Below are 6,870 nucleotides of genomic sequence, written 5' to 3'. Positions count from 1 at the left end.
GGCTGGATCAGGCTTGCGCCCATTGTCCAATATTCCCCACTGCTGCCTCCCGTAGGAGTCTGGACCGTGTCTCAGTTCCAGTGTGGCTGATCATCCTCTCAGACCAGCTACGGATCGTCGCCTTGGTGGGCCTTTACCCCGCCAACTAGCTAATCCGACATCGGCTCATCTATCCGCGCAAGGCCCGAAGGTCCCCTGCTTTCACCCGAAGGTCGTATGCGGTATTAGCGTAAGTTTCCCTACGTTATCCCCCACGAAAAGGTAGATTCCGATGTATTCCTCACCCGTCCGCCACTCGCCACCCATAAGAGCAAGCTCTTACTGTGCTGCCGTTCGACTTGCATGTGTTAGGCCTACCGCCAGCGTTCACTCTGAGCCAGGATCAAACTCTTCACTTAAAAACGCATAGTCCGAGGACTAAAAATTTAAAGCTGCAGATGCTTGACCGCTGGCAACGTTTCGCTTGCTTTAAAACAATTGATATGTTGCTTGATCAAACGTCTGCAAGATGGACAATCATCCTTCCTGCAGGCGCCTTCACAAGATACCTGCGCATACTGTCAAAGAACTTTGGAGTCGGCCTCAGCGCCTTCCTCCGTGTGCAGCGACGTTTCCGTCGTTGCGAGCCGCCCATTATAGCGGGCTTTTCTGCTTCGTCAACACCTTTTTTCAAGGCCGTCTCACCGAAGTGGACGTTGTTGCCGATGCTGCTTCGTCGTGCGACCCGAAGGTCTTTTCGTCGAAGCGAGCCGCCTATTATGTCAGGCTTTTCGTTTCCGTCAACACCTTCTTTCGAGGGATGTTGCCGCCGCTTTGGTTTGGTGTTCACCGGGGTGAAGACCGCGTCGCAGCGAGGGAGCGAATACTAAAGACTTCTGAAAATTCGTCAAGGCTTTTGTTCAATCTTTTTCATCATTGCGTCATCGTTGCGTGCTGCTCCGCATCGCCAGCGGCAGCACGCGTGTTGCGCGTGCTGCCGCTGGCTTGCTAACAATGCATGTCTTGTCGTCAGGGATGCATGCGATGTCGTTGGTTGGCAGAGGTTCGTTGTGGCGCGATGTGTCGTTGCCCGCGGTGATGGCTGGCTTCATTACCGTATTGGTCGGCTTCGCCAGTTCGGCGGTGATCGTGTTCCAGGCGGCACAGGCAGTCGGTGCATCGCAGGCGCAGATCGCTTCATGGATGTGGGCGCTCGGCCTGGGCATGGGCGTGACCTGTATCGGCTTGTCGCTGCGCTATCGGATGCCGGTGGTGACGGCATGGTCGACGCCGGGCGCGGCAATGCTGGTGGTGGGCGCCGGGTCGGTGGGCTACAGCGATGCCATCGGCGCATTTGTACTTGCTGCCCTGCTGGGGATGATTGCCGGCTTCTCGGGACTGTTCGCCAAGGTGATGCGACGGGTGCCGATGGCATTGGCCTCGGGCATGCTCGCCGGCGTGCTGCTGCGCTTCGGACTGGACGTGTTCGTGTCGATGGGCACCCAGCTGGGCATGGCGCTGGCGATGTTCGCCACCTGGTTGATCGGCCGCCGGCTGTTCGCACGCTATGCGGTGATCGCCACGCTGCTGGTGGGCATCGCGATCGCCGCCGTGCAGGGGCTGCTGCATGTGGAGCAGGTTCACCTGGAACTGGCGGCCCCGGTGTTCACCCTGCCCACACTGTCATGGTCGGCGGTATTCGGGATCGCGCTGCCCCTGTTCGTGGTGACGATGGCCTCGCAGAACATTCCCGGCGTGGCGGTCATCCGTGCGTCCGGCTACGACACACCGGTGTCGCCGGTGATCGGCTGGATCGGCGTGGTGAACACGCTGCTGGCCCCCTTCGGTGCCTACGGCCTCAACCTGGCGGCGATCACCGCAGCGATCTGCATGGGCCGCGAGGCGCATGAGGACCCGGCGCGCCGCTACACGGCGGCGGTGGCGGCCGGTGTCTTCTATATGGTGATCGGTCTGTTCGGGGCGACGGTGGCGGCGGTGTTCGCCGCCTTCCCACGCGAACTGGTGGCCTGTGTGGCTGGTATCGCCCTGTTCGGCACCATTGCCAACAGCCTGGCCGGCGCGCTGCGCGAGGAAGCCGACCGCGAGGCCGCGCTGGTGACCTTCCTGGTCACCGCCTCGGGGGTGTCGCTGGCCGGCATCGGTTCGGCGTTCTGGGGACTGGTGGCCGGCGGTATCTGCCTGGTGGTGCTGCGCCCGCGGGCAGCGGTGCACTGAGACGGCCGGCCGGGGGGGCAGCGCGCAATCGGCGCCCTGCCCTGCCCGGCGCTGCTCAGAGCGGGCTCACCCGGAAGGTCTGTACCAGGGTATGGGTGGCGCCTGCCGCCAGGGTGACCACGTCCGGACCGGCATTGGCCGCTTCCAGGCAGACATAGTTGCGCCAGCCGGCCCCGACGTCGGCCATCTTGGCCGCCCCCGCCTCGCCCGGGTTCCAGGCCACCAGCGAGCGGCTGCCCTGGGTGGTGATCTCGAGGCGGCGCCTGAAGCCGGGGTCGTTCAGTACGTAGCGGCCGCCCGCGTTGGTATAGATGCGGTCGCTGCGGCCGGGGTCGCGCGGATCGCGCAGGCTCCAGGCCCCCTGCTGGGTGTGGGCGGTGGCGTAGTTCTCGAACTTGTCCAGGTAGGACAGGCCGTCCAGGCCGTCCACGCTGACCTGGGTGGCATCGCTGACCTGGAAGTAGTTGTGCAGCGCCTGGGTGAAGCTCACCGGCTGGGTACCGGTGTTCTCGGTGACCAGGCGCTGTTCGAGCGTGCGGCCGATGCGCAGTTCCATGCGCAGGCGCAGCGCCAGAGTGTCCAGCGCCGGGGGCGCCAGGCTGAGCACCATCGTGCCGTCAGCCTCGCGGCGGGCCTGCTGCAGGGTCCACGGGACGTTGCGCACGAACCCGTGCGAGGGCACATCGGTGCCCTGCCCCTGGCGGCCGAAGTACGGCCAGCACACCGGCGTGCCGCCGCGGATCGGCGTGGGCAGCGGCTGGGCGCTGGGCGACAGCCACATCACGTCCTTGCCCCCCTTGGGCACATAGGACAGCAACTGCCCGCCGAACACGGCGATGGCGGCGGTGGCGAACGGCGTTTCCACTTTCCACGCCATGAACCCCTGCACCTGCCCGAGGCTGAGGCCCTGGACCTTGGGCAGGGCGGCGGCAGGGGCGGCCGGCGACTGCACGTAACGGGCATGGTTGGACGGCAGGGAGAACACAGTGGACGTGGGCATGGGGATGGCGGGGATCGGGGAGGAAGGAGGGGCGCCACGCAGGGCGGTGAGAATGCGTTGGCCGGCACGGCCGTCCGGATCGGCCCAGCCCAGGCGTTGCTGCTCGGCCTGGATGGCGCGGCGGGTGGCGGTGCCGATCATGCCATCGGCGGCGCCGATGGCGTGGCCGCGAGCGAGCAGCAGGGTCTGCAGCTCACGGCGCTCGGTGCGGCCGAGGCCGGGATCGTCGGTGGGCCAGGCCGCGACAATGCCGGGCCCGCCACGCAGACGGTCGGACAGGGTGGCGATGGCCAGGGCGTAGCTCTCTGCGGCGTTGTAGGCGTAGATCGCGTCGTAGTTGCGGAACACCAGCCAGGCCGGCCCCTTGGCGCCGGTCGGCAGCAGCAGGGCGGCGTTGCTGTCGGCAGGCAGTCCGGCCGGGGCGAGCGCGCCGCCGCCGACCGGGACGATGCCCAGCGCGCGCCAGGCGGCCAGCGGCTTGCGCTGGGTACGGCCGGCCAGCGATGCGTTGAAGCCGGGCGGGAGTTTGACCTCCATGCCCCAGGGCTGGCCGGTACGCCAGCCGGCCTTGGCCAGATAGTTGGCGGTGGAGGCCAGGGCATCGGGGATGCTGGCGACCAGGTCGCGGCGACCGTCGCCATCGCCATCCACGGCAATGCGTGCGTAGGTCGACGGCATGAACTGGGTATGCCCGAACGCGCCGGCCCAGGAACCGGTCAGGCCCTCGGCCTGAAGGTCACCGGCGTCGAGCAGCCTGAGCAGGGCCAGCAGTTCGCCCCGGAAGAAGGGCTGCCGGCGGCCGTTGCAGGACAGTGTGGCCAGCGACTGCAGCAGCGGGCGCTTGCCGAAGACGCGGCCGTAGTCGCTCTCCACGCCCCACACCGCCACGATGGTGGCGGGATCGACACCGTACTGCGCCGACACCGTGGTGAGCAGATCGCGGTGCAGGGACAGACGTGCACGACCGTCGTCCACACGCTGCGTGTCCACGAGCGCGGCGAGGTAGTCCCACAACGGAGTAGTGAACTCCGGTTGGGCATCCAGCAGCGGCAGCACGCTCAGGTCCGGGGTAAGGCCGGCGGTGAGGCGGGTGAACCCGGCAGCGCTGATGCCCTGCTTGAGCGCCTGCGGTTGCAGTGTGGCCAGGCAGCGGTCCAGGTCGTCCTGTGGCGCGGCGGCGACCGAGGCGCTGGCCAGGCACAACGCGCCCAGCAGCCAGCGGGTGTAGAGCCTCATTGGCGGAAATCCTTGCAGCCAAGTGGATCTGCATCATAGCGGCACGCCGCGCGAATCAAGCCGGCTGCAGCAGGCGCAGGCCGAAGGCCGGTTCGAAGGCGTTCCACGCCGCACTCGCGCGCAGGCCGGCCTCGGCGACCAAGGCCGCAAAGGACGCATCGGTGTACTTGTGGCTGTACTCGACCGTCATCGCCTCGCCGTCGGCGAAGTCGAACGCCTGGCCGTCGACGTGCACGGTCTGGGCGCGGGTGCTGACCAGCTCGGTCTCGATGCGCAGGCGCGGCACGCTGTAACGGGCCCGGTGACGGAAACCGTCGAGGTCGAAGTCGCTGCCGATCTCGCGGTTGAGCCGGCGCAGCAGGTTGAGGGTGAAGTCCGCAGTGACACCGGCGGCATCGTTGTAGGCTGATTCGATCAGCACCGGGTCCTTGTGCAGGTCGATGCCGATCAGGGCCAGGCCGTCGGTGCCCATCGTCTGGCGCATGGCCCGGAGCAGGGCCACGGCATCGGCGTGGGCGAAATTGCCCAGCGTGGAACCGGGGAAGAACAACAGCCGGCGGGCCGGCGTGCGCTGCGGGGCGGGCACCTGCACCGGACGGGTGAAGTCGGCGCAGACCGGCAGCATCTCGATCTCCGGCAGGGCGTCGGCAAGCCGCGCGATGCTGGCCAGCAGGGCCGCACGCGAGATTTCGATCGGGGTATACGCGACCGGATCGGTGAGCGCGTGCAGCAGCAGCTCGGTCTTGCGGCCGCTGCCGCTACCCAGTTCGACCACGTGCAGGCGTGGGCCGACCACCTTGGCGATGTCGTGCGCGCAATCCTGCAGCAGCTTCAGCTCGGTGCGGGTCGGGTAGTACTCGGGCTGGTGGGTGATCTGCTCGAACAGGGCCGAGCCGCGGGCGTCGTAGAAGTATTTGGAGGGCAGCTGGCGCGGCCGGGCCGAGAGGCCCTGCACGATATCGGCGGTGATGCGGGCGCGGTCGGGCTGCAGATCGGTGAGCGCCTCGAGCGCGTCGCTGACCGTGCTCATGCGGCGTCCCGGGCCAGGCGCAGGCCGGCGAACTGCCAGCGCGCGGCGGGAGCGAAGAAGTTGCGGTAGCTGGCGCGGACGTGCCCAGCCGGTGTGGCGCAGCTGCCGCCGCGCAGGATCCATTGACCGTTCATGAATTTGCCGTTGTATTCGCCGAGATGGCCGGCGAAGGGGCGGAAGCCGGGATAGGCGCCATACGCGCTGCTGGTCCATTCCCAGACATCGCCGAACAGCTGCTGCAGCGGGGCGTCGCTGCCGCCGGCAGGATGCAGGCGGTCGGCGTCGGCGAAGTGCCCCTCGACCGGCTGACCGGCCGCGGCGGCCTCCCATTCGAACTCGGTGGGCAGGCGCATGCCGCGCCAGCGCGCATAGGCATCGGCCTCGTAATAGCTGAGGTGGCAGACCGGCGCGTGCAGGTCGAGGGTGCGCCAGCCGCCGAGGGTGAACTCGCGCTCCAGGGCATCGTCCCAGTACAACGGGTGCTGCCAGTGCTCGGCCTGGCACAGCGCCCAGCCCTCGCTCATCCAATGCGCGGGCTCGCGGTACCCGCCGGCCGCGACGAACTGGCGGTACTCGCCGGTGCTGACCGGGCGGCTGGCCAGCGCGTGGGCGGGGACCAGCACGCGGTGCACGGGCGATTCATTGTCGTAGGCGAACGCGGCATGGGCCGGCCATGCGGGGGCGCCGATCTCCACGATCTGCTCGGGGCTTTCCTTCCAGCGCAGCGGCACGGCGCTGCTGGGGGAACAGCCGAGATCGTCGCGGTAGGCCGGCTGCAGCGGGTTGCACCACAGCGCGTGCTTGATGTCGGTCAGCAGCAGCTCCTGATGCTGCTGTTCGTGCTGCAGGCCGAGCAGCAGCTGATGGCGTGTGGTGGCGTCGAGCACGCCGGCCTGCAGCAGGGCAATCACCTGCCGGTCGACCTCGGCACGGTAGTGCAGCACCTCCTGCAGCGACGGGCGCGAGAGCAGCCCGCGCTGAGGCCGCGCATGCGCCGGGCCGATGCTCTGGTAGTAGCTGTTGAACAGGTAGTGCCAGTCGGCGTTGAACGGTTCGTGGCCCGGCCGGTTGGCCAGCACGAAGCGCTCGAAGAACCAGGTGGTGTGGGCCAGGTGCCATTTGGTCGGGCTGGCGTCCGGCATGCTCTGCACCATCGCGTCTTCAGCGCTGAGCGGTGCGGCCAGTGCGACGCTGCGGGCGCGGATGCCGGCGTAGCGGGCGGCCAGTGCAGCGGCCAACGGGTCCGTGGTTGGCGGCGGTGGGGCGACGGCGGTATTCATCGCGGTCAGGATCGAACAGCACGGGTGAGCGCAACGTCATGGCAAGGCTCACACCGTGTTACGCAGCTCAAGTTGAATGCGCGCCGGCCGCTACCGGGAGGACCATCGCC

At 67.6% G+C, this 6,870-nt stretch carries 4 protein-coding genes and 1 rRNA gene; 1 reads left to right on the top strand and 4 read right to left on the bottom strand.

Features of this window, described 5'->3' with window-relative positions; translation table 11 throughout:
* Positions 1–398 (bottom strand): 16S ribosomal RNA (locus ACO6VK_RS17035); the annotation flags it as partial.
* A gap of 625 nt (positions 399–1,023) precedes the next feature.
* On the opposite strand from ACO6VK_RS17035, the gene ACO6VK_RS17030 reads away from it, so the two are divergent.
* Positions 1,024–2,214 (top strand): benzoate/H(+) symporter BenE family transporter, encoded by a 1,191-nt coding sequence (locus ACO6VK_RS17030; RefSeq protein ID WP_422509181.1) that lies wholly within the window; start codon positions 1,024–1,026, stop codon positions 2,212–2,214.
* 55 nt (positions 2,215–2,269) lie between these two features.
* Here ACO6VK_RS17030 and ACO6VK_RS17025 read toward each other — a convergent pair whose 3' ends face one another.
* From ACO6VK_RS17025 to egtB, 3 genes are read right to left on the bottom strand one after another with little or no spacing between them, the layout of a single operon-like run.
* Positions 2,270–4,450 carry a lytic murein transglycosylase gene (locus ACO6VK_RS17025; protein WP_422509179.1) on the bottom strand — a complete coding sequence of 727 codons (2,181 nt, stop codon included), beginning with the start codon at positions 4,448–4,450 and terminating at the stop codon, positions 2,270–2,272.
* A gap of 55 nt (positions 4,451–4,505) precedes the next feature.
* Positions 4,506–5,480, bottom strand: coding sequence for an L-histidine N(alpha)-methyltransferase (gene egtD, locus ACO6VK_RS17020; RefSeq protein WP_422509177.1), 975 nt, complete (start codon positions 5,478–5,480; stop codon positions 4,506–4,508).
* Entirely contained in the window at positions 5,477–6,760 is a 1,284-nt protein-coding gene (egtB, locus tag ACO6VK_RS17015) for an ergothioneine biosynthesis protein EgtB (RefSeq protein WP_422509175.1), read from the bottom strand. Before egtB ends, egtD begins: the two co-directional genes overlap by 4 nt.
* Positions 6,761–6,870: the final 110 nt, after the last annotated feature.

It is taken from the genome of Stenotrophomonas sp. GZD-301, from assembly GCF_049310345.1.
Taxonomy (GTDB): Bacteria; Pseudomonadota; Gammaproteobacteria; order Xanthomonadales; family Xanthomonadaceae; genus Stenotrophomonas.
The sequence above is the reverse complement of the archived record's forward strand: the minus strand, read 5'-3'. Positions and strand labels throughout refer to the sequence as shown.

Bases quoted from the DNA above. Each gene is read 5' to 3' on its own strand.
- egtB (WP_422509175.1), bottom strand. From the start codon at position 6,760: ATGAATACCGCCGTCGCCCCACCGCCGCCAACCACGGACCCGTTGGCC.
- ACO6VK_RS17025 (WP_422509179.1), bottom strand. From the start codon at position 4,450: ATGAGGCTCTACACCCGCTGGCTGCTGGGCGCGTTGTGCCTGGCCAGC.
- ACO6VK_RS17030 (WP_422509181.1), top strand. From the start codon at position 1,024: ATGTCGTTGGTTGGCAGAGGTTCGTTGTGGCGCGATGTGTCGTTGCCC.
- egtD (WP_422509177.1), bottom strand. From the start codon at position 5,480: ATGAGCACGGTCAGCGACGCGCTCGAGGCGCTCACCGATCTGCAGCCC.